This window comes from Streptomyces sp. PH9007 (genome assembly GCF_059813725.1).
Genome location: NZ_CM187440.1, coordinates 2041114 through 2063662, shown reverse-complemented (window position 1 = coordinate 2063662; position 22549 = coordinate 2041114). Strand labels below are relative to the sequence as shown.

At 71.5% G+C, this 22549-nt stretch carries 15 protein-coding genes; 12 read left to right on the top strand and 3 right to left on the bottom strand.

Annotated elements, in window-relative coordinates:
• Positions 1 to 28: 28 nt before the first annotated feature.
• Positions 29 to 1282 (bottom strand): DUF7544 domain-containing protein, encoded by a 1254-nt coding sequence (locus ACTFAP_RS09225; RefSeq protein WP_500468770.1) that lies wholly within the window; start codon positions 1280 to 1282, stop codon positions 29 to 31.
• Between the two features lie 194 nt (positions 1283 to 1476).
• Here ACTFAP_RS09225 and mtrA point away from each other — a divergent pair, with 194 nt between their 5' ends.
• The 6 genes from mtrA (at position 1477) to ACTFAP_RS09195 (ending at position 8401) form a co-directional block, all read left to right on the top strand.
• Positions 1477 to 2154, top strand: a complete 678-nt coding sequence (mtrA, locus tag ACTFAP_RS09220) for a two-component system response regulator MtrA (RefSeq protein WP_386541107.1) — start codon at positions 1477 to 1479, stop codon at positions 2152 to 2154.
• A gap of 1 nt (position 2155) precedes the next feature.
• Positions 2156 to 4021 (top strand): MtrAB system histidine kinase MtrB, encoded by a 1866-nt coding sequence (gene mtrB / locus ACTFAP_RS09215; protein ID WP_500468769.1) that lies wholly within the window; start codon positions 2156 to 2158, stop codon positions 4019 to 4021.
• The gene (locus tag ACTFAP_RS09210) at positions 4011 to 5861 is read left to right on the top strand and encodes an LpqB family beta-propeller domain-containing protein (RefSeq protein ID WP_495684184.1); all 1851 of its coding nucleotides are present in this window, start codon (positions 4011 to 4013) and stop codon (positions 5859 to 5861) included. Before mtrB ends, ACTFAP_RS09210 begins: the two co-directional genes overlap by 11 nt.
• Before the next feature lie 46 nt (positions 5862 to 5907).
• Positions 5908 to 6645 (top strand): ComF family protein, encoded by a 738-nt coding sequence (locus ACTFAP_RS09205; RefSeq protein WP_500469440.1) that lies wholly within the window; start codon positions 5908 to 5910, stop codon positions 6643 to 6645.
• Between the two features lie 158 nt (positions 6646 to 6803).
• Positions 6804 to 7499 carry a ribosome hibernation-promoting factor, HPF/YfiA family gene (hpf, locus tag ACTFAP_RS09200; RefSeq protein ID WP_495684183.1) on the top strand — a complete coding sequence of 232 codons (696 nt, stop codon included), beginning with the start codon at positions 6804 to 6806 and terminating at the stop codon, positions 7497 to 7499.
• Between the two features lie 149 nt (positions 7500 to 7648).
• Positions 7649 to 8401 (top strand): response regulator, encoded by a 753-nt coding sequence (locus ACTFAP_RS09195; protein ID WP_030725009.1) that lies wholly within the window; start codon positions 7649 to 7651, stop codon positions 8399 to 8401.
• 49 nt (positions 8402 to 8450) lie between these two features.
• Here ACTFAP_RS09195 and ACTFAP_RS09190 read toward each other — a convergent pair whose 3' ends face one another.
• The gene (locus ACTFAP_RS09190; protein WP_495684182.1) at positions 8451 to 9671 is read right to left on the bottom strand and encodes a DNA glycosylase AlkZ-like family protein; all 1221 of its coding nucleotides are present in this window, start codon (positions 9669 to 9671) and stop codon (positions 8451 to 8453) included.
• A 123-nt stretch (positions 9672 to 9794) separates the two neighbouring features.
• On the opposite strand from ACTFAP_RS09190, the gene secA reads away from it, so the two are divergent.
• Positions 9795 to 12575: a preprotein translocase subunit SecA gene (gene secA / locus ACTFAP_RS09185; RefSeq protein ID WP_390123163.1), complete on the top strand. Its 2781-nt coding sequence runs from the start codon at positions 9795 to 9797 to the stop codon at positions 12573 to 12575.
• Positions 12576 to 13099: 524 nt separating this feature from the next.
• On the opposite strand, the gene ACTFAP_RS09180 is transcribed toward secA, so the two are convergent.
• Positions 13100 to 13603: an Rv3235 family protein gene (locus ACTFAP_RS09180; protein WP_495684181.1), complete on the bottom strand. Its 504-nt coding sequence runs from the start codon at positions 13601 to 13603 to the stop codon at positions 13100 to 13102.
• 118 nt (positions 13604 to 13721) lie between these two features.
• Between ACTFAP_RS09180 and ACTFAP_RS09175 the strand changes: the two genes are divergently transcribed.
• From ACTFAP_RS09175 to ACTFAP_RS09155, 5 genes are all read left to right on the top strand, one after another.
• Positions 13722 to 14174 (top strand): DUF6912 family protein, encoded by a 453-nt coding sequence (locus tag ACTFAP_RS09175; protein ID WP_495684180.1) that lies wholly within the window; start codon positions 13722 to 13724, stop codon positions 14172 to 14174.
• A gap of 41 nt (positions 14175 to 14215) precedes the next feature.
• Positions 14216 to 14902 carry an HAD family hydrolase gene (locus tag ACTFAP_RS09170; RefSeq protein ID WP_495684179.1) on the top strand — a complete coding sequence of 229 codons (687 nt, stop codon included), beginning with the start codon at positions 14216 to 14218 and terminating at the stop codon, positions 14900 to 14902.
• Positions 14903 to 15175: 273 nt separating this feature from the next.
• Positions 15176 to 20149, top strand: coding sequence for an NAD-glutamate dehydrogenase domain-containing protein (locus ACTFAP_RS09165; RefSeq protein ID WP_495684178.1), 4974 nt, complete (start codon positions 15176 to 15178; stop codon positions 20147 to 20149).
• 120 nt (positions 20150 to 20269) lie between these two features.
• Positions 20270 to 20689 (top strand): hypothetical protein, encoded by a 420-nt coding sequence (locus ACTFAP_RS09160; RefSeq protein ID WP_495684177.1) that lies wholly within the window; start codon positions 20270 to 20272, stop codon positions 20687 to 20689.
• Positions 20686 to 22500: an alpha/beta hydrolase gene (locus ACTFAP_RS09155; RefSeq protein ID WP_500468768.1), complete on the top strand. Its 1815-nt coding sequence runs from the start codon at positions 20686 to 20688 to the stop codon at positions 22498 to 22500. The genes ACTFAP_RS09160 and ACTFAP_RS09155 overlap by 4 nt, the downstream gene beginning before the upstream one ends.
• Positions 22501 to 22549 lie beyond the last annotated feature (49 nt).

Here is a 22549-nt window from a genome sequence, read left to right as displayed (position 1 = left end):
CCCCCCGGTCCCGGCCCCCTGCATGGTGTCAGCTTCCCGGGTGCGGGGTGATGCCGGCGGCGCGGGCCAGTTCCAGGTCGAGGGCCTCGCGGCGGATGCGCAGGTCGATGTAGAGGAGGGCGGCGACGCCCGCGCTGATGGGGAGGGTGATGGCGGAGCCCAGGACGCCGCCGATGCCGGAGATCAGCAGGTAGGTCCAGGTGACGTCGGCCAGGGAGCCGCTGATGAAGCCGTCGACGCTGCCGGAGCCGACCAGTTCGGCGAGGATCGTGAAGGGGAATTCGAGGATGCCGGCGACCATCGTGATGAGGATCGTGATGAGCAGCTGGATGCCGAAGATGCGCCACCAGGAGTTGCTGACGAGCTTGTAGGAGCGGCGCAGAGCGGTGAAGACGCCCTGGCGTTCGAGCATCAGGGCGGGGGCGGCGAGGGAGAGGCGTACCCACAGCCAGACGGCGAGGATGATGCCGGCGATCATGCCGAGGATGGCGAGGCCGGGGCTGCCCACCAGGACGCCGAGCAGCACGGGGACGCAGACGGCGGCGACGATGACGAGGCCGGTGAGCAGGGTGAGGCCGAGGAGCCGGCCCAGCTGGCGGCGGGAGTCGTCCCAGGCCTCGCCGAGGGTGACGCTGCGGCCCAGGACGGCGCGGCTGACGACGATGGTGAGCATGGCGGTGGCCAGGACGCTGCCCACCAGCATGGCGATGCCGGCGACGGAGCTGAAGGCGCCGAGGTCCAGGAGGCCGTCCCGCAGCTCTTCGGTGGTGGGGTCGGGGTTGTTCTCCAGGGCGGCGATGCCGGAGCTCTCGGAGAGCCACAGTTTCATGGCGACGCCGGAGAGCAGCTGGATGACGATGGCGATGCCGAGGGAGATGGCCAGGACGGTGCGCCAGTGGGCGCGGGCGGTGGAGACGGCGCCGTCGAGGATCTCGCCGAGGCCGAGCGGGCGCAGCGGGATGACGCCGGGCTTGGCGGCGTACTCCTTGGGGCCCCAGGTGGGGGGCGGTGCGCCCCAGCCGGCGGGGGGCTGCTGGCCGTAGCCTGGGTGGTGGCCGGGGCCGCCGGGCTGCTGGCCGGGGTACGGTCCTGGCTGCTGTCCGTATCCGGGCTGGCCGTACGGGCCGCCCTGGGGCGGGACGCCGGGGCCGGCGGTCCAGCCCTGCGGCTGCGCGGGCTGCTGGGCGCCGGGCTGCGGTTGCGCGGGCGGGGCCGTGGTGGTGTCCGGGTCGTGCTCGGGCGGCTGGGAGCCGGGCGAGGTCCAGCCTGGCGCGTCACTCACGGCTTCGTACTCCTACGCTCGTACTGCTCGGTGTTTGTTGTTTCAACGGGATCTGGGTGCACATCGTGCCATGGCGTGCCGGTGGGTGTTCGGGCTGTGGTAGTTCCCGTACCCGGGACGGATGGGCACGAGGCCGGGATGTGTTCCAGATCACGTTCGGGGAAGTCACGATCAGGGGATGGGATGATGAAGGCATGAAGGGACGCGTACTCGTCGTCGATGACGACACCGCGCTGGCGGAGATGCTCGGCATCGTGCTGCGCGGCGAGGGATTCGAACCGTCGTTCGTGGCAGATGGCGACAAGGCGCTGGCGGCCTTCCGGGAGATCAAGCCGGATCTGGTGCTGCTCGACCTCATGCTGCCCGGCCGGGACGGTATCGAGGTGTGCAGGCTGATCCGCGGTGAGTCCGGGGTGCCGATTGTCATGCTGACCGCCAAGAGCGACACGGTGGACGTCGTGGTCGGCCTGGAATCGGGCGCCGACGACTACATCGTCAAGCCGTTCAAGCCCAAGGAGCTGGTGGCACGGATCCGGGCGCGGCTGCGCCGGTCCGAGGAGCCCGCTCCCGAGCAGCTGGCCATCGGCGATCTGGTGATCGACGTGGCCGGTCACTCGGTGAAGCGCGGCGGGGCGACGATCTCGCTGACCCCGCTGGAGTTCGACCTGCTGGTGGCGCTGGCGCGCAAGCCGTGGCAGGTCTTCACGCGTGAGGTGCTGCTGGAGCAGGTGTGGGGGTACCGGCACGCGGCCGATACGCGGCTGGTGAACGTGCACGTGCAGCGGCTGCGTTCCAAGGTGGAGAAGGACCCGGAGCGGCCGGAGATCGTCGTGACGGTGCGGGGGGTCGGTTACAAGGCCGGATCCAGCTGAGGTGAGTGCCCGGCTGTGGCGGCGTGGTTCCCGGCTGCTCCCCGGAGGGGCGACGAGCGGCCGGGCCCAGCCCGCGATGCGGATATTCGGCCGGTGGGCGCGTGGCCCGCTGCTGCCGGTGCTGCGCCTGTGGCGGCGCAATATCCAGCTGCGGGTGGTGGCGACCACACTGCTGATGTCGGTGGCGGTGGTGCTCGTGCTGGGCATCGTCGTCATGGGGCAGGTGCGCAACGGGCTGCTGGAGGCGAAGCGGCAGACGGCGATCAGCCAGGCCGACGGCGGGTTCGCGGTCGCCGAGGACCTGGCGAACAACGCGCACGACGGCTCCGACCCGGTCACCGGCCAGGGGGTCACCGATCCCGGGTCGTGGATGACGGGGATCGTGGAACAGCTGGCCTCCGGCGGCCAGGGTGTGTACTCGGTGGTGGCGCTCAGCTCGCAGCTGTCGTCGACCCCGTTCACGGGGGAGCCGAGCGCGGCGATGCGCGGGCCGCGGGCGTCGGCGGACATCCGGCCGGAGGAGAGCATCCCGGCCGAGCTGCGGCAGGCGCTGGACCGTGACCCGGCCACGCACCGGCAGTACGGCACGATCGTGCGCCCGGACGGCAGCTCGGAGTCGGCGCTGATCGTGGGCCGGCGGCTGACGGACAACGACAACGGCCAGTACCAGCTGTACTACCTCTTCCCGTTCACGCAGGAGGAGAAGTCGCTCAGCCTGGTGATGGGGACCATCGCGACCGCCGGGATCTTCCTGGTGGTGCTGCTGGGCGCGATCGCCTGGGTGGTGGTCCGCCAGGTCGTGACGCCGGTGCGGATGGCGGCCGGGATCGCCGAGCGGCTGGCGGCCGGGCGGCTGAAGGAACGGATGAAGGTCAGCGGCGAGGACGACATCGCGCGGCTGGGCGAGTCGTTCAACAAGATGGCCCGCAATCTCCAGGTGAAGATCTCCCAGCTGGAGGATCTCTCCCGGATGCAGCGGCGATTTGTCTCGGATGTGTCCCACGAGCTGCGGACCCCGCTCACCACGGTGCGGATGGCCGCCGAGGTCATCCACGAGGCGCGCGAGGAGTTCGACCCGGTGACGGCACGCTCGGCGGAGCTGCTGCTCGGCCAGGTGGAGCGGTTCGAGTCGCTGCTGGCGGATCTGCTGGAGATCAGCAGGTTCGACGCGGGGGCGGCGAGCCTGGAGGCGGACCACAGCGATCTGCGCGACGTGGTCCACCGGGTGATCGAGGGCGCCGAGCCGCTGGCGGAGCGCAAGGGCAGCGCGCTGCTGGTGCGCGGCGCCGAGGCACCGGTGGTCGCCGAGGTGGACGCGCGGCGGATCGAGCGCGTGCTGCGCAATCTGGTGGTCAACGCCATCGAGCACGGCGAGGGCCGTGACGTGGTCATCCGGCTGGCGGAGTCCGGGGACGGTTCCGCGGTGGCGCTCGCGGTGCGCGACTACGGGATCGGGCTCGGTGAGGGCGAGGCGGAGCGGGTGTTCAACCGGTTCTGGCGGGCCGATCCGGCGCGGGCGCGTACCACCGGTGGCACGGGTCTTGGGCTGTCGATCGCGGTGGAGGACGCGCGGCTGCACGGCGGGCGTCTGGAGGCGTGGGGCGAGCCGGGCGGGGGCGCGCAGTTCCGGCTGACGCTGCCGAAGGTGGCGGGCGGGACGCTGCGCGGGTCGCCGTTGCCGCTGGAGCCGGGGGACGCGCGGCGGCGGACGGTGGCGATTCCGGCGCAGGGCCGGGGCAGCGGCGCGTCCGGTGCGGCCGGCGGGTCCAGCGGTTCCGGTGGGTCCGGTGGGTCCGGTGGGTCCGGCGGTTCCGGTCCGTCCGGCTCCGTGTCGACGGTGGAGGAGGACAGCGGCCGTGGCAGGTGAGCGGTGGCGGGGCGGCGTGAAGACGGTCGGTGTGCTGCTGGCCGGCGGACTGCTGGTGGGCGGTTGCGCGGCGATGCCCTCCAGTGGTCCGGTGCAGCGGGTGGACGCGGCCGAGCGCGCCGAGAACGAGTCCCCGGTGCGGATCTTCGGTGTCTCGCCGCAGGAGAACGCGACGCAGCAGGAGATCGTCCGGGGCTTCCTGGAGGCGATCACCAGCGACGAGGCGCAGTTCGACACGGCGCGCGAGTATCTGACGCCGCAGCGGCAGCAGGTGTGGGACCCGTTCGCGAGCACCACGGTGCTGGCGTCGGGGCCGAACTTCACCAGCCGGCTGCCGGAGGGCGACCTGCTGGCCGCCGAGGGCGACGCCGCGGAGAGCGCCGAGACCGCGGTCGTCGACGTGGGGGGAACGCTGCTGGCGACGGTGGACGCCGCACACGGGTACACCCCGCAGGAGGGCGGCTACCGGGAGCCGTTCCGGCTCCAGCGGGTCGAGGGCGAGTGGCGGATCGACGAGCTGCCGGACGGCCTGATCATGAGCGAGGCCGACTTCCAGCGCAACTACCACTCCGTCAACACGTTCTATTACGCGGACTGGGGCCCGGAGACGGGCAAGGCGGGCGAGACCGCCAAGGCGCTGGTCGCCGACCCGATCTACGTACGCTGGCGCATCGACCCGGTCGGGGAAGCCGTCAGGGAACTGCTGAACGGGCCGGGCGAATGGCTGGCCCCGGTGGTGCGCACCGAGATCCCGCAGGACGTCGGCCTGGCGCCGGAGCGCAACGCCATCACCATGGACTCCGGGACGCTCACCGTGGCACTGACCGGTGTGGACCCCGGGCTGAACCGCGACCGCTGCGAACTGATGGGCGCACAGGTCCTGCACACCGTGCAGGAGCAGTCCTCCAGCGAGGTCTCCGAGGTCCGGCTGACCGACGGTACGGACGGCTCCCGGCTGTGCTCGCTCTCGCGCGCCGAGGCCAACGGCCTGGCGCCCGGCCAGCTGGACGCGCGCACGGGCAGCTCGTACTTCCTGGACGGGGAGGACCGGCTGCTGACGGTCCCCGACGTGGACGCCGAGCCGCAGATCGTCACCGGCGCGCTGGGGCAGGGCGCCGTGCCGCTGCGCGAGGCCGCCGTCAGCCGCGGTGAGGACCGGGCCGCCGGCATCACCGAGGACGGCAGATCGCTGCTGGTCACCGAGATGTGGGGCACCGACCCCACCCCCGAGCCGCTGACGCTGAGCGCCTCGGCCGACCCGGAGACCGGCCTGTCCCGCCCCAGCTGGGACGGGCTCGGCGACCTGTGGGTCGCCGACCGGGACCCGGCCGGCCCCCGGCTGCTGCGGCTGTCCGGCGGAGTGGGCAGCCCGCAGGAGGTCACCGTGGAGGGCCTGCCGGCCGGGCAGCACATCGCCTCGGTACGGGTCGCCTCGGACGGGGTGCGCCTCGCGATGCTGCTGGCCGGGGACGACGGCTCGGCCACGCTGTGGATGGGCCGGATCCACCGGGCCGCCGCCGGGGAGGCGGTCGAGGTCTCCGTCCAGGGCCTGCGCGCGGTCACCCCGGTCCTGGAGAAGGTCACGGCGGCCTCGTGGGCGGGGGTCAGCAAACTGGTCGTCGTCGGGCGCCCGGCGGACGGCGTGGAGCAGTTGCAGTACCTGGCCACCGACGGCTCACCGGCCAGTTCCTCCACCATGCCGGGCCTGGTGACCGGGCTCGCGGCGTCCGAGGACGACACCCTGCCGCTGCTGGCGGAGACCGCCGACGGCATCGTCCGGCTCCAGGACCAGTGGAGGCTGGTGACCGAGCAGGGGTCGGCGCCGTTCTACCCGGGGTAGGCCCGGAACACGACCGGGCGGGTCCGGTACGTGGGCGGTGGAGTCGTTGCGCATCTGGTGGCGGGAGATCGGGGATCTGGTGCTGCCGGCGGGCTGCGCCGGGTGCGGCGCGGTTCGGGCGGTGCTGTGCACCGGCTGCCGGGCGCTGCTGTACGGGGCGCTGGCCGGGACGGCGCGCAGGGTGCGGCCGGCGCCGGAGCCGGCCGGGCTGCCGCCGGTGTACGCGGCGGTCGAGTACGCGGGTGAGCCCAGATCGGTGCTCCTGGCGCACAAGGAACGCGGGGCGCTGGCGCTGGCCGCGCCGCTGGGCCGGGCCCTGGCGCTGAGCGTAACGGCGGTGCGGGCGCACGGCGAGCGGGTGGCGGACACGGTGGGGCGCGGCGCCGGAGGTGAGGTGCTGGCGCTGGTCCCGGTGCCCTCGGCGCGGGCGGCCACCGGGCGGCGCGGGCACGATCCGGTGCGCCGGATCGCGGTGGCGGCGGCGGCGCGGCTGCGACGCGAGGGTCTGGCGGTACGGGTGCTGCCGGTGTTGCGGCAGCGACGCACGGTGGCCGATCAGGCGGGCCTGGGGGCGGAGGCACGCAGGGCCAATCTGGCGGGCGCGCTGACCGCGGAGGGCGGTCGGGTGCTCGCGTACGGTGAATCGGTGGTGCTGGTCGACGACGTGGTGACCACCGGTGCGTCCCTTGCCGAGGCGGCGCGCGCGGTCCGGGCGGCGGGTGGCCGGCTGCTGGGAGCGGCGGTGGTCGCGGGGACACGGAGTGCCCGTGAGGAACCTGGGTAGGGGTCTACGCGTTGGTAAGGGTGTCTTGGATGGGCCATTGGAGGTACTTTCGATACAAGGCGTGGTGGTGCGAACCACCGTAAAAAGTGCACATTCGTTCTGTACCAAGGGAGCTGCTCCGCCGGCGCAGGCGGGGCGATCCGGGAACGGAGTTCTGCGTGGACATCGTCGTCAAAGGCCGCAAGACGGAGGTACCGGAGCGATTCCGGAGGCACGTGGCCGAAAAGCTGAAGCTGGACCGTATCCAGAAATTCGACGGCAAGGTGACCAGCCTCGACGTGGAAGTGTCCAAGGAACACAACCCGCGTCAGGCCGACCGTTCCGACCGGGTGGAGATCACGCTGCGCCACCGCGGACCCGTGGTCCGCGCGGAGGCGTCGGCGGCCGATCCCTACGGTGCGCTCGACCTGGCCGTCGAGAAGCTGGAATCCCGGTTGCGCAGGCAGCATGACAAGCGCAAGTGCCGTCGTGGCAAGGGCCGCATCCCCGCCAGCGAGGTGGGAGACGCCGTCCCCGACGCCGCGGTGATCAACGAGGAGGGCGAGCTGGGCGCGGGCCCCGAGGAGCCGGAGCCCGCGGTGACCGTACGCCGCACCGGATCGATCGAGGTACAGGGCGACGGGCCGCTCGTCGTTCGGGAGAAGACCCACACCGCCGCCCCCATGTCGCTGGAACAGGCGCTGGAGGAGATGGAGCTGGTGGGGCACGACTTCTACCTGTTCGTCGACATCGAGACCAAGCAGCCCAGCGTCGTCTACCGGCGGCACGGGTACGACTACGGCGTGATCCATCTGGAAGCCGATCCGCTGGCGGAGCACGCCCCGGTCGGTGCGGGAGCGGCGCTGGGAGGTTAGCCTCCGCCACCCGCTGATGAAGGGCGCCCCTTGGCCGGATCATGGACCCGGCGGGGGCGCCCGTCATGGAATCATGGTCCTGCCAACCGGCGTACGGTGGCCATCCGTTGTCCGGTGGGCGGCACCGGCCTGTGCAGGGGGATACGACGATGGTGGACGGCTTCGGGCCCGTGATGCCCCGCACCGGTGCGGAGCCGTCGCGGCGGGAGGCGCCGCAGGGCGCGCCCGAGCGGCGGGAGCCGATCAGGGTGCTGGTGGTGGACGACCACGAACTGTTCCGGCGCGGCCTGGAGATCGTGCTCGCGCAGGAGGAGGACATCCAGGTCATCGGGGAGGCCGGGGACGGGGCCGAGGCGGTGGAGAAGGCCGCCGACCTGCTGCCCGACATCGTGCTGATGGATGTGCGGATGCCGCGGCGCGGCGGGATCGAGGCGTGCACTTCCATCAAGGAGGTCGCCCCCAGCGCGCGGATCATCATGCTGACGATCAGCGACGAGGAGGCGGACCTCTACGACGCGATCAAGGCCGGGGCCACCGGCTATCTGCTCAAGGAGATCTCCACCGACGAGGTGACCGCCGCGATCCGGGCGGTGGCCGACGGGCAGTCGCAGATCAGCCCCTCGATGGCGGCCAAGCTGCTCACCGAGTTCAAGTCGATGATCCAGCGCACCGACGAGCGGCGGCTGGTGCCCGCGCCCCGGCTCACCGACCGTGAGCTGGAGGTGCTGAAGCTGGTGGCCACCGGCAAGAACAACCGGGACATCGCCAAGGCGCTGTTCATCTCCGAGAACACCGTGAAGAACCACGTGCGCAACATCCTGGAGAAGCTGCAGCTGCACTCCAGGATGGAGGCCGTGGTGTACGCGATGCGGGAGAAGATCCTGGACCTGGAGACCGGCTGAGCCGGACCGCGCGGACTGTGCTGGCTGCGCGGTCCGGTGCGCGCGCCGGTCAGCGGTAGGCGGCCCGGAAGGCGTCGCCCACCGCGCGCCGCAGCGGCTCGTGCAGCTGCTCCGGGGTGGTGCGCTCCACCCGTACGGTGTCCGCGCCCACCCACGCGGCGGCCTCCACCAGGGCCTCGGCCATCGCCGGGAGCGCCTTGGCGGCCCGTTCCGTGGTGCCCTCGAAGGCGGCATGCCGGGCGATGAGGGTGCTGCCCTCGCGCGCCGGGTCCACCCGGCCCAGCAGCCGCCCGCCGGACAGCAGCGGCATGGCGAAGTAGCCGTAGACGCGGCGCGGCCGGGGCACGTACGCCTCAAGGCGGTGCACGAAGCCGAACATCCGCTCCGTGCGGGCGCGGTCCCAGATCAGGGAGTCGAACGGGGAGAGCAGCGTCGTACGGTGCCGGCCGCGCGGCGCGGTGGCCAGGGCCGCCGGGTCGGCCCACACGCGGTTGCGGCCGTCGCCGCGCCCGCGCGGCGGCTCCCAGCCGTCCACGGTGACCTCCACCAGACCGGTGTCCTCGACGACCGAGGCGACCTGGGCGCCCTTGAGCCGGTGGTAATCGGCCAGATCCGCCTGGGTGGCCACGCCCAGCGCCGACCCCGACTGGGCGACCAGCCTGCGCAGACACGCGGTGTCGTCGAGGTCGTCGTGGAGCAGGGCGTCCGGGACGGCCCGCTCGGCCAGGTCGTACACCCGCTTCCAGCCGCGGCGCTCCACACACACGACCTCCCCGAACATCAGTGCCCGCTCGACGGCGACCTTGACATCGCTCCAGTCCCACCACGGGCCGCCGTTCTTCGCCCCGCCCAGCTCCGTGGCGGTCAGCGGCCCCTCGGCCCGCAGCTGATCGATGACGCGCTCGTACACGCCCTCGCCGAGCCCGTGGTGCCAGGACTCGCGCTCGCGGAAGGCGCGGCGCCTGAAGGCGAACAGCGGCCACTCCTCGATGGGCAGCACACAGGCCGCGTGCGACCAGTATTCGAAAGCGGTGCCGCCCGACCAGTACGCCCCCTCCACCGCGTCCCGGCCGACCGCGCCGAGCCGGGCGTAGGGCAGCAGCTCGTGCGAGCGGGCCAGCACCGAGATGGTGTCCAGCTGGACCTGGCCGAGGTGGCGCAGCATCCCGCGCACGCCCGCTCTGCGGTCGACGGCCCCCAGCAGTCCCTGGGCACGCAGGGCGATCCGGCGGGCTTCGTCGGCGGTCAGACGTGGAGGAGCAACAGTCATGCGGGCGATCGTAGGGCCGACCACTGACAGTCGCGTCGGCGCTCGCATACCATGGCCGGTGCGGCGGGGCCATTCTCGCTGTGCCCGCGACCCAGCAGGCCCGACCCAAGGAGACCAGCCCTCGTGTCCGTCTTCAACAAGCTCATGCGTGCAGGCGAAGGCAAGATCCTGCGCAAGCTGCACCGCATCGCCGCTCAGGTGAATTCCATTGAAGAGGACTTCCTTGATCTCTCCGACGCGGAGCTGCGGGCGCTGACCGACGAGTACAAGGAGCGCATCGCCGAGGGCGAGTCGCTCGACGACCTGCTGCCGGAGGCGTTCGCCACGGTCCGGGAGGCCGCCAAGCGGGTCCTGGGGCAGCGCCATTACGACGTGCAGCTGATGGGCGGTGCCGCCCTGCACATGGGGTACGTCGCCGAGATGAAGACCGGTGAGGGCAAGACGCTGGTCGGTACGCTGCCCACGTATCTGAACGCGCTGTCCGGCAAGGGCGTGCACCTGATCACGACCAACGACTACCTCGCCCAGCGTGACTCGGAGTGGATGGGCCGGGTGCACCGCTTCCTGGGCCTGGAGGTCGGCTGCATCACGGCGGGCATGACCCCGGCGCAGCGGCGGGCGCAGTACGCGTGCGACATCACCTACGGCACCAACAACGAGTTCGGCTTCGACTACCTGCGCGACAACATGGCGTGGTCGAAGGACGAACTGGTGCAGCGCGGCCACAACTTCGCCGTGGTGGACGAGGTCGACTCGATCCTCATCGACGAGGCGCGCACCCCGCTGATCATCTCGGGCCCGGCCGACCAGGCGACGAAGTGGTACGCGGACTTCGCCAAGCTGGTCAAGCGCCTGGAGAAGGGCGAGGCGGCGCAGCCGACCCGCCAGATCGCCGAGACCGGCGACTACGACGTGGACGAGAAGAAGCGCACCGTCGCCATCCACGACGCCGGCGTCAGCAAGGTCGAGGACTGGCTGGGCATCGACAACCTCTACGAGTCGGTGAACACCCCGCTGGTCGGCTACCTGAACAACGCCATCAAGGCCAAGGAGCTCTACAAGAACGACAAGGACTACGTCGTCATCGACGGCGAGGTCGTGATCGTCGACGAGCACACCGGCCGTATCCTCGCGGGCCGCCGCTACAACGAGGGCATGCACCAGGCCATCGAGGCGAAGGAGGGGGTGAAGATCAAGGACGAGAACCAGACGCTCGCCAAGATCACCCTCCAGAACTACTTCCGCCTCTACGACAAGCTGTCCGGGATGACCGGTACGGCGATGACCGAGGCCGCCGAGTTCCACCAGATCTACAAGCTGGGCGTGGTGCCGATCCCCACCAACCGGGGGATGGCGCGCATCGACCAGGCGGACCTGATCTACCGCACCGAGGTGGCCAAGTTCAACGCGGTCGTCGAGGACATCGTGGAGAAGCACCGCTCCGGGCAGCCGGTGCTGGTGGGTACCACCTCCGTGGAGAAGTCCGAGTACCTCTCGCAGCAGCTGAACAAGCGCGGCGTGCGGCACGAGGTGCTCAACGCGAAGAACCACGAGCGGGAGGCGGCGATCGTCGCCAAGGCCGGCCGCAAGGCCGCGGTGACGGTGGCCACGAACATGGCCGGCCGTGGTACCGACATCAAGCTGGGCGGCAACCCGGACGACATCGCCGAGGCCGAGCTGCGCAAGAAGGGCCTGGACCCGGCCGAGCACGTCGAGGAGTGGGCGGCGGCGCTGCCGCAGGCGCTGGAGCGCGCCGAGAAGGCCGTGGAGGACGAGTTCGTCGAGGTCAAGGAGCTGGGCGGGCTTTACGTCCTGGGCACCGAGCGGCACGAGTCGCGGCGTATCGACAACCAGCTGCGCGGCCGTTCCGGACGACAGGGCGACCCGGGGGAGTCGCGGTTCTACCTCTCGCTCGGCGATGACCTGATGCGGCTGTTCAAGGCGCAGATGGTGGAGCGGGTCATGGCCATGGCCAATGTGCCCGACGACGTGCCGATCGAGAACAAGATGGTGACGCGCGCGATCGCCTCCGCCCAGGGCCAGGTCGAGCAGCAGAACTTCGAGATCCGCAAGAACGTCCTCAAGTACGACGAGGTCCTGAACCGGCAGCGCGAGGTCATCTACAGCGAGCGGCGCCGGGTGCTGGAGGGCGAGGACCTGCACGAGCAGATCCAGTTCTTCATGGACGACACCATCGACGCCTACGTCCAGGCGGAGACCGTCGAGGGCTTCGCCGAGGAATGGGACATGGACCGGCTGTGGGGCGCGTTCAAGCAGCTCTACCCGGTGAAGGTCACCGTCGAGGACCTGGAGGAGGAGGCGGACGGCCGGGACGGTCTGACGCCGGAGTTCATCTCCGAGTCCATCAAGGAGGACATCCACCAGCAGTACGGGGCCCGCGAGGAGGAGCTGGGCGCCGAGGTGATGCGCGAGCTGGAGCGGCGCGTGGTGCTGTCCGTGCTGGACCGCAAGTGGCGTGAGCACCTGTACGAGATGGACTACCTCCAGGAGGGCATCGGGCTGCGCGCGATGGCGCAGCGCGACCCGGTGGTGGAGTTCCAGCGCGAGGGCTTCGACATGTTCACGGCCATGATGGACGGGATCAAGGAGGAGTCGGTCGGCTACCTGTTCAACCTGGAGGTCCAGGTGGAGCGGAAGGTCGAGCAGGTTCCGGTCCAGGCGGCGGCTCCGGGCGCGGAGCAGGGCGGGGCGGCGCCGAAGATCCTGGCGAAGGGCCTGGAGGCCCCGAAGCGGGCGGACCGGCTGCACCTGTCGGCTCCGTCGGTGGACGGGGAGGGCGGCGTCGTGGAGAGCGATGTCGTGACCGACGCCGACCAGCCGGTGACCGGTGGCCGGGCGGACCGCCGCAAGGCCCAGAAGGGCGGCCGGCGCCGCAAGAAGTGACGCACACGGTGCGCCGCGCCCGCACGGGGCGCGGCGCACGGTGAACCGCCGGAGGGGCGGTGGGAACGGCCGGGAGGCCGTTCCCACCGCCCCTCCGGGCGTTGTGGGGGGGGCGAGATCCCCCGGGAGGGCGACCTCACAGGTCTTCCGAGGTTGACGACCGACGGCCACCGGGCAACGCGGTCCGTGCGCTCCAGCTGGTAGGGCCGGGGCGAACTCCCCCGGCCTTCCGCTCTCCGTGCGGGATGGGGCTCGCCCGGGCCCTCGGGTGACTTGGAGGCGGTTGGCGCGGGGGGTCCGTCTGGGGCCTTCCATGCTGCGCGGGGGCGGCGGAGGCCGTGCCCGCCGGGGCTGCCCGCCCGGGGCGTGTCCGGTGAGCGGCACTGCACGCGACAGCCGCCCGCCGGGCCCGTGCGCCCTACGGGCGGCGGGCCGGTGGCCCCCGGGGGCCGGGTTGGGTGCGGCAGCGTCCCGACACGTACGACGGCGAACGCCAACCGTCCCGCCGCCGGCCCCCCGGGGGCTCAGCGGCGGCGGCCGTCCGGGCGGTGGCGGGGTGGTGCGGTGGGGTGGGGCGGGTCCTGGTGGCCCGGGTGCATCGTGTCCAGTTCCAGGGCCGCGCACCGCCAGGAGCCGGCGGGCGTCTGTTCCAGGCGGAAGGCGAGGGCCCGGGTGCGCTCGCCCACCGTCACGCGGGCGAACGCCTCGACCGCGCCGGGGGCCGGCTGGGTGGCGCCCACCCGCCGCAGTACCGGGGTTCCGGAGGAGGCGAAGGGAGCGTGGTCGGCGGCGTGGATGAGCGCCTCGTACGCCTCGGCCGTGGTGTGCCCCAGCAGCAGGTGGACGGGGCGGCGCCCGCTGAGGATCAGCAGCAGCCGTTCGGCGAACCAGTGCTGCGGGGTCCGCACGCCGCCCGCCGTGCGGGGCAGCGGGACGCCGGGGCGGCGGGAGTCCGTGCGCCGCGTCCGGGGTACGGGTCCGGCGCCCGGCCGGGGGCGTCGGTCGAATCCGCTGGTGCTGGCGCGCATGCCGTCCCCCTGCGTGTACTGGCGAGTAACTATGACGCAGTGTAGTCATGCGATCGCGGAGCGGCAAGGCGTACCCTGGACTCCTCACCCGTCAAGTCCTGTGATGAAAGCGGCAGTCATGCGCGTCTACGTTCCCCTCACCCTCCCGGGGCTCGCCGCCCTGCACCGCTCGGGAGAGCTGGGGCCCGCGCCGCTGACCGCCTTCGCCGTCACGCCGGCGCTGCGCGACTGGTACGGCGAGGGGGCCGACGAGGAGGAGCTGGAGTACGGGGCGCTCGGGGAGGCCGCGGCGGGCGCGCTGCGGCTGCTCGCCGCTGATCCGGCGGCCCCGCGGCGGCGGGTGGTCGTCGTCGCCGAGGTCGCGGACGGTGCGGTGGACGCCGACCCCCGGGAGCCGGGCGCCGTCACGCTCACCGCCCCCGTACCGCTGGCCCGGCTCGCCTCCGTGCACCTGGACGCCGCCGACGCCGAGCCCGCCGTGGCCGCGGCCGCCACCGCCGGGGACGGGGACACCGACCCCGGCCACGAACTGCTGTGGTACGGCGTCCAGGAGATCCCCCACCTCCTCTAATACATTTCGCGCCTGTCAGTGCCGCCCCGTACCGTCGAGGCATGGTTCCGGACACCCAGATCCCCGCGCCGCGCTCCGCCCACATCGTGTGGGACTGGAACGGCACCCTGCTCCACGACACCGACGTGGTCGTCGAGTCCGTCAACGCCTGCCTGGCCGTCTTCGAGGCCCCGCCGATCACCGTGGAGCGGTACCGCGAGGAGTACCGCATACCGATCCCCGACTTCTACCGGCAGCTGCTGGGCCGCGAGCTGAGCGAGCCGGAGTGGCTGCGGCTGGACGCGGCGTTCCAGTCGCACTACGCCACCCACGCGGCGCGGGCCGCCCTCACCGAGGGCGCCGCCGACCTGCTGGTCTCCTGGCGGGGGGCCGGGCACACCCAGTCGCTGTGCTCGCTGGCCCTGCACGACCAGCTCACCCCGCTGGTCAGCCGCATGGGCATCGCCGGCCACTTCACCCGCGTCGACGGCAGCACGGGGGAGGGCAACCGGATCGGGAAGGCCGAGCAGATGGCCCGTCACCTGGCCGCCCTCGGGGCCGTGCCCCCCGCACGGACCGTCGTCATCGGTGACGCCGTCGACGACGCACGGGCCGCCGCGCACATCGGGGCGCACGCCGTGTTGTATACAGGCGGTTCGCACAGTCGTCGCAGTCTTCAGCGCGCCGGCGTCCCCGTCGTGGACACGCTGGCCGAAGCGGTTGACCTGGCAGCGGAGCTGGCGGCGTGAGCAGCGCCACGCCGGGTGCTTTGAACCGGCCCTGTACTGCGATTTTGTTCACACCGTTCTCATCCGCTCGTCCCACCGGGAGCGATAGCCTTGCTCACGTGATCAGTGCGATATCGGCAGGAGGCGGTGCCGCCTCCCCTCGGGGCCCGGTTCATGGGGCGAGGTCCGCCACTGATCCGTTCTTCGCCGGGAGCATCCGTCACGTGAGATCGAGCGCTGCCCGGTGACCGTTTCCCGACGTCACGCAACGGCGCGCGACAGGAGCCTGAGGACATGCACACCAAGCTGGATGAAGCCAAAGCCGCACTGCTGGTGCAGGCCGCCGAGGTAGGGGTGGGAGATGGGGGGCCGGCGGGCATGGATGCCGCCGCGTTCACGGCCTACCTCCAGCGGTACTACCAGTACATCTCGCCCGAGGACGTCAGCGAGCGCGAGCCCGTCGACCTGTACGGCGCCGCCCGCGCCCACCTGCGGCTGGCCGCCACCCGCCCGCAGGGCACCGCCAACGTCCGCGTCTACACCCCGACCGTCGACGAGATGGGCTGGACGTGCAGCCACACCGTGGTCGAAGTCGTCACCGACGACATGCCGTTCCTGGTGGACTCCGTCACCAATGAGCTCTCCCGCCAGGAACGCGGCATCCACATCGTGATCCACCCTCAGGTGATCGTGCGCCGCGACGTCGCCGGCAAGCTCCTGGAGGTGCTGGACGCCGGCCGCGACCCGTTCGGCCCGTCCGCCACCACCTACGACCCGGCCGAACTGCCCGCCGACGCCGTCACCGAGTCCTGGATCCACGTCGAGATCGACCGCGAGACCGACCGCGAGGACCTGACCCGCATCGAGGCCGACCTGCGCCGCATCCTCAGCGACGTGCGCGAGTCGGTCGAGGACTGGCAGAAGATGCGCGGCGCCGCCCTGCGCATCGCCGACGAGCTGCCCACCGAGCCCAAGGCCGACGAGCTGCGCTCGCAGGAGGTGGAGGAGGCGCGGGAGCTGCTGCGCTGGCTCGCCGCCGACCACTTCACCTTCCTCGGCTACCGCGAGTACGAGCTGACCCGGCACAACGGCGCCGAGGACGACGAACTGCGCGCCGTCCCCGGCAGCGGCCTGGGCATTCTGCGCTCCGACCCGCAGCAGTACCCGGACGGCCACCCCGCCTACCCCGTACCGCTCAACCCGGCCGCCTCCCCGGCGTTCGCCCGGCTGTCACCCTCGGCGCGGGCCAAGGCGCGCGAGCCGCAGCTGCTGATCCTCACCAAGGCCAACAGCCGCGCCACCGTGCACCGCCCCTCCTACCTCGACTACATCGGCGTGAAGAAGTTCGACGCCGACGGCCGCGTGGTCGGGGAGCGGCGCTTCCTGGGGCTGTTCTCCTCCGCCGCCTACACCGAGTCGGTGCGCCGGGTCCCCGTCATCCGCCGCAAGGTCTCCGAGGTACTGTCCGCCGCCGGGTTCGCGCCCGACTCGCACAGCGGACGCGACCTGCTCCAGATCCTGGAGACCTACCCGCGCGACGAGCTGTTCCAGACCGGGGTGGAGACGCTGCGCTCCATCGCCACCGCCGTACTGCACCTCCAGGAGCGCCGCCGGCTGCGGCTGTTCCTGCGCCAGGACGAGTACGGCCGGTACTACTCGGCGCTGGTCTACCTGCCGCGCGACCGCTACACCACCTCGGTCCGGATGCGGCTGATCGACATCCTCACCGAGGAACTGGACGGCTCCTCCGTCGACTTCACCGCCTGGAACACCGAATCGGTCCTCTCCCGGCTGCACTTCGTCGTCCGCGTGGAGCCGGGCACCGACCTGCCCGAGCTGACCGAGGCCGACGTCGACCGGATCGAGGCGCGGCTCGCCGAGGCGTCCCGCTCCTGGAGCGACGGCTTCGCCGACGCGCTGCTCAACGAGTGCGGCGAGGAGCAGGCGGCGGAACTGAGCCGCCGCTACCACAACGCGTTCCCCGAGGGCTACAAGGCGGACTTCCCGCCGCGGGCGGCGGTCGCCGACCTCCAGTACGTCATCGGGCTGCGCCCCGGCGAGCCCGGCGCCGACTTCGCCCTCAACCTGTACGAGCCGGTGGGCGCCGCCACCGGTGAGCGCCGGTTCAAGATCTACCGGCGCGGCGAGCCCGTCTCGCTGTCCGCCGTGCTGCCGGTGCTCCAGCACCTGGGCGTCGAGGTCGTCGACGAGCGGCCCTACGAGCTGCGGCCCACCGACGGCGCTCCCGCCTGGATCTACGACTTCGGGCTGCGGATCCCCGAGGCGCTGGCGCCGCTGCTGGGCGGCGACACCCGGGAACGGGTGCAGGAGGCGTTCGCCGCCGCCTGGACCGGGCAGGCCGAGAACGACGGCATCAACGCGCTGGTCATCTCCGCCGGGCTGACCTGGCGGCAGGCGATGGTGCTGCGCGCCTACTCCCGCTACCTGTGGCAGGCCGGCGCCCGGTTCGCCCGGGAGACCATGGAGGCCACGCTCCGCCGCAACGTCCACACCACACGGCTGCTGGTCTCGCTGTTCGAGGCCCGGCTCTCCCCGCAGCGCGTCAGCGCCGGACGGGAGCTGACCGACGGCCTGCTGGAGGAGCTGGACGGCGCCCTGGAACAGGTCGTCAACCTCGACGAGGACCGCATCCTGCGGGCGTACCTCACCGTCATCAAGGCCACGCTGCGCTGCAACTACTTCCAGCGCGACGACGAGGGCAACCCGCACCCGTACCTGTCGCTGAAGCTCGACCCGCAGGCCATCCCCGACCTGCCGCAGCCGCGCCCCGCCTACGAGATCTGGGTGTACTCGCCCCGCGTGGAGGGCGTGCACCTGCGGTTCGGGAAGGTGGCGCGCGGCGGGCTGCGCTGGTCGGACCGCAAGGAGGACTTCCGCACCGAGATCCTGGGCCTGGTGAAGGCCCAGGAGGTCAAGAACACGGTGATCGTGCCGGTGGGCGCCAAGGGCGGCTTCGTCGGCAAGCAGTTGCCCAGCCCCGCGGAGGACCGCGACGGCTGGCTGGCCGAGGGCATCGCCTGCTACAAGACGTTCATCAGCGGGCTGCTGGACATCACCGACAACCTCGTCGACGGCGAGGTCACCCCGCCGCGCGACGTGGTGCGGCACGACGGTGACGACACGTACCTGGTGGTCGCCGCCGACAAGGGAACGGCCACGTTCTCGGACATCGCGAACGAGGTCGCGCAGTCCTACGGCTTCTGGCTGGGCGACGCGTTCGCCTCCGGCGGCTCGGCCGGCTACGACCACAAGGGCATGGGCATCACGGCGCGCGGCGCGTGGGAGTCCGTCAAGCGGCACTTCCGGCAGCTGGGCCACGACACCCAGCGCCAGGACTTCACGGTCGCCGGGATCGGCGACATGTCCGGCGACGTGTTCGGCAACGGCATGCTGCTGTCCCAGCACATCCGGCTGGTGGCCGCGTTCGACCACCGGCACATCTTCCTGGACCCCGAGCCCGAGGCGGCCGTCGGGTACGCGGAGCGGCAGCGGCTGTTCGACCTCCCGCGCTCGTCGTGGGCGGACTACGACACGGAGCTGATCTCCAAGGGCGGCGGGATCCACCCGCGCACCGCGAAGTCCATCGCGATCACCCCGCAGGTGCGCGCGGCGCTGGGCATCAGCCCCGGCATCGTGTCGATGACCCCGGCCGAGCTGATGAAGGCGATCCTCAAGGCGCCAGTCGACCTGCTGTGGAACGGCGGCATCGGCACCTACGTGAAGGCGTCGGGCGAGACCCACGCCGACGTCGGTGACAAGGCGAACGACGCCATCCGGATCGACGGCCGGGACGTACGGGCCCGCGTCATCGGCGAGGGCGGCAACCTCGGCCTCACCCAGCGCGGCCGGATCGAGTACGCGCAGTCCGGGGGCCGCTGCAACACCGACGCGATCGACAACAGCGCCGGGGTGGACACCTCCGACCACGAGGTCAACATCAAGATCCTGCTGAACTCGCTGGTGGCGGGCGGCGATCTGACGCTCAAGCAGCGCAACACGCTGCTGGCCGCGATGACGGACGAGGTCGCCGAGCTGGTACTGCGCAACAACTACGCGCAGAACGTGGCGCTGGCCAACAGCGAGGCCACCGCGCCCGGGCTGCTCCTCGCCCACCAGCGGCTGATGCGGAAGCTGTCCGCCGACGGGCGGCTGGACCGGGGGCTGGAGTTCCTGCCGGCCGACGAGGAGATCTGGGAGCTGCGCGCGGCCGGCAAGGGGCTGACCCAGCCGGAACTGTCGGTGCTGCTGGCGTACGCCAAGCTGTCGGTGACGGCGGACCTGATCGGCAGCGACCTGCCCGATGACCCGTACGTGAAGCGGCTGCTGGCCCAGTACTTCCCGACCGCGCTGCGGGAACGGTTCCCCGAGCGTATCGAGGGCCACACCCTGCGCCGCGAGATCATCACCACGCTGCTCGTCAACGACACCGTCAACACCGGCGGCAGCTCGTTCGTGCACCGCATGGGCGAGGAGAGCGGCGCCTCCACGGAGGAGATCATCCGCGCGCACACCGCGGCGCGGGCGATCTTCGGCCTCAACACCATCTGGGACGCGGCGGAGCGGCTCGACAACCAGGTGGCGGCGGACGTCGTCACCCGGCTGCGGCTGCACTCGCGGCGGCTGGTCGAACGCGGCGCACGCTGGCTGCTGAACAACCGGCCGCAGCCGCTGCAACTGGGCGACACCATCGAGCTGTTCGAGGATCGGGTCGCCCAGGTGTGGGCCGAGCTGCCGAAGCTGCTGCGCGGCCAGGACCTGGAGTTGCACGGCCGGATGTTCGACGAGCTGGTGGAGAACGGCGTACCGGCGGATCTGGCCCAGCAGGTCGCGGGGTTCTCGGCGGCGTTCTCGGCCCTGGACATCGTGGCGGTCGCCGACCGCAGCGGACGTGAGCTGTTCGACGTCGCGGAGGTGTACTACCACCTGAGCGACCAGCTGGGCATCTCGCAGCTCCAGGACCGCATCAGCGAACTGCCGCGCGCCGACCGCTGGCAGTCCATGGCGCGCACGGCGATCCGCGAGGACCTGTACGCGGCGCACCAGCTGATCGCGGCCGACGTGCTGGCGGCGGGCGAGTCCGAGGCGGGCCCCGAGGAGCTGTACGCGGCCTGGGCCGGCCGGCACGCGGCGATCCTGACCCGTGCCCGGGCCACGCTGCGCGAGATCCAGTCCTCGGACACCTTCGATCTGGCGAACCTGTCGGTGGCGATGCGCACGATGCGCACCCTGCTGCGCAGCAACCGCTGACCGAAGGCCCCCGGGCGGTGCCGAAGGGCCCGCGCCTGAGTAGCGATACTCATGCGCGGGCCCTTCGCGTTGGCTAGCATCCTGCGATGAACCCGGATGTCCGATCTGGAGGGGGATGCGGTGACATCGCAGGATGAGGGCGTGGGAACCCGGCTGAACGCGTGGGACGAGGGGCCGGGACCGGAAGGCGCCGGCGGCGCCGGGATGTTCGACCTGGAGATCGACGGCGGGACGCTGACTCAGCTGGGTTCCGACGCGACCGCGCTGGGCGGCCAGTTGACGCAGGTGGTGCTGCCGGGGCTGCGGGGGGACGGCGAGGAGACGGGCACCGGTCTTGAGTCCGAGACGGCGCTGCGCTCGGTGCTCAGCAGCTGGCGCGACCGGCTGGGCGATGTGGAGCAGGAGTGCGTGCGGCTGGGCGAGGGCTTCACCTCGGCGGCGGGCGGATTCGCGGAAACGGAGGCGCGCGCACAGGCCGACCTCCAGCGGGCGAACCCGTCCTGGGCCGATGAGGTGCTGGCCGAGGACACCGCCCGATGATGACCGTGGCCCAGCTGCGGGACCTGCGGACGGACGTCCTGACGACGCGCGCCGGTGAGTGGCGGACCGTCGTCGAGTGGGGCGAGAACGGGCGGGCGCACGTGGACCGCCAGATGCTCGCGCCGCTGCGGGAGAAACTGACCGGCGAGACGGCGACGGCCGCCGAGACCCGGTTGCAGCTCATCGCGGACAACTGCGAGTACGCCAGGCTCCAGGCCGGCCTGGTGCATGCCGCGTTGCTGGGCCTGGCGGAGGAACTGGCAGAGGTACGCGCGCGGTTGCGCTCCTCGCTCACGGAGGCGGCGGAGCACGGGTACCCGGTGGCCGACGACGGCAGCGTCTCCTACCCCGAAACGCTGGACGAGGACGGCGGTGTCCGCTACGAGGCGGGCACCGCCGTCCGTTCCGGTTCCGTCTTCGGACGCATCCTGGACCGCGTCGGGCTGCCGCTGTTCGGGCATCCGATGGTGGCCCAGCAATTGGCGGACCGGATCGGCGGCGTACTCCAGGCCGCGGCCGACATCGACACGCGCTACGCCCGCACCCTGCGCGAACTGGTCTGCGACCGGGGCATCGTGATCACGGACGCGATGTGGCGGGACGCCCAGTCCGACCTGGAGACGGCGGCCACCTCGATCCGGGGCATCGGGGATGTCGGCGACATCCCCGCAGGGGGGACGCCGGAGGAGAACGCGGACTGGTGGCGTGGCCTGACGGAAGCCGAGCAGGACGCGTTCCTGGCTCTGCGCCCTGCGGAGATCGGCGCCCTGGACGGCCTGCCGTCCGAGACACGGGACATGGCCAACCGCTCCGTCCTGCAGATGGAGGAGGCCCGGCTGCGGGGAGAACTGACCGAACATTTCGCCCTGGCGGCGTCGCTCGGGGAACCCGGGGGCATGGGCCGAGGCGAATGGAACGAGCGTCGCGAGCAGCTCCAAGAGCAGTTGGCCGGAATCGATGCCATCAACGCTCGCTTCGCACAGTCCGGGACCCCGGCCGACGGCGGGGAGGCTCTTCCCGAGGCATACCTCCTCGGCTTTGACACGGAGGGTCTCGGTCATGCCATTGTGGCGAACGGAAATCCGGACCACGCTGACCACACCGCGATCTACGTGCCGGGAACGGGGTCCAATCTCTCCGGTGCGGCGGGTGACATCAACCGCATGGTCGACCTGTGGCGTTCCAGTAACGCCGTAGCAGGGGGTGATTCCGTCTCGACGATTACCTGGATAGGTTATGACGCGCCGCAGGACGTCTTTCCCGACGCGACACAGCGCAGCTATGCCTACGACGCCGCACCCGGGCTGAGTCGCTTCACCGCGGGTGTGGAAGCTGTCCAGGGAGGGCCCGACGCCAGCCATACAACGGTCATCGGGCACAGTTACGGAAGCACGGTGGTGGGTGCCGCGGCGAAGGAAGGCGGCATTGCTCCGGACGACATCATCGCGGTCGGAAGTCCCGGCATGCTGGTGTCGCGTGCGGACGACCTCGGTATCGGCAGCGAGCACGTGTGGTCCATGGCGGCCGGGCCCTTTTCCGGGGACGATCTGATCGGTGAGGGGGACAAAGTCCCGGATCTTGGGCGGTGGTATCACGGTGAGAGTGATTTTGGCATCCACCAAGGGCCGCTCGGGATACCGTACGTGGACCCCGATTTCGTTCCCAATGTTCCGTCCGACCGGTTGTTCGGGGCCAATCGGATGGAGACCGACTCCATCGGCCACAGCGGTTACTGGGACAGAGGATCGACGAGTCTGGTCAACCAGTCATGGGTTGTCGTCGGCCGATACGATGAGGTCGGTCTGGAGTGAATACGGTGAAGAGCGGTCCATGGCGGAACAAAGCAATCATGGGTGTTGT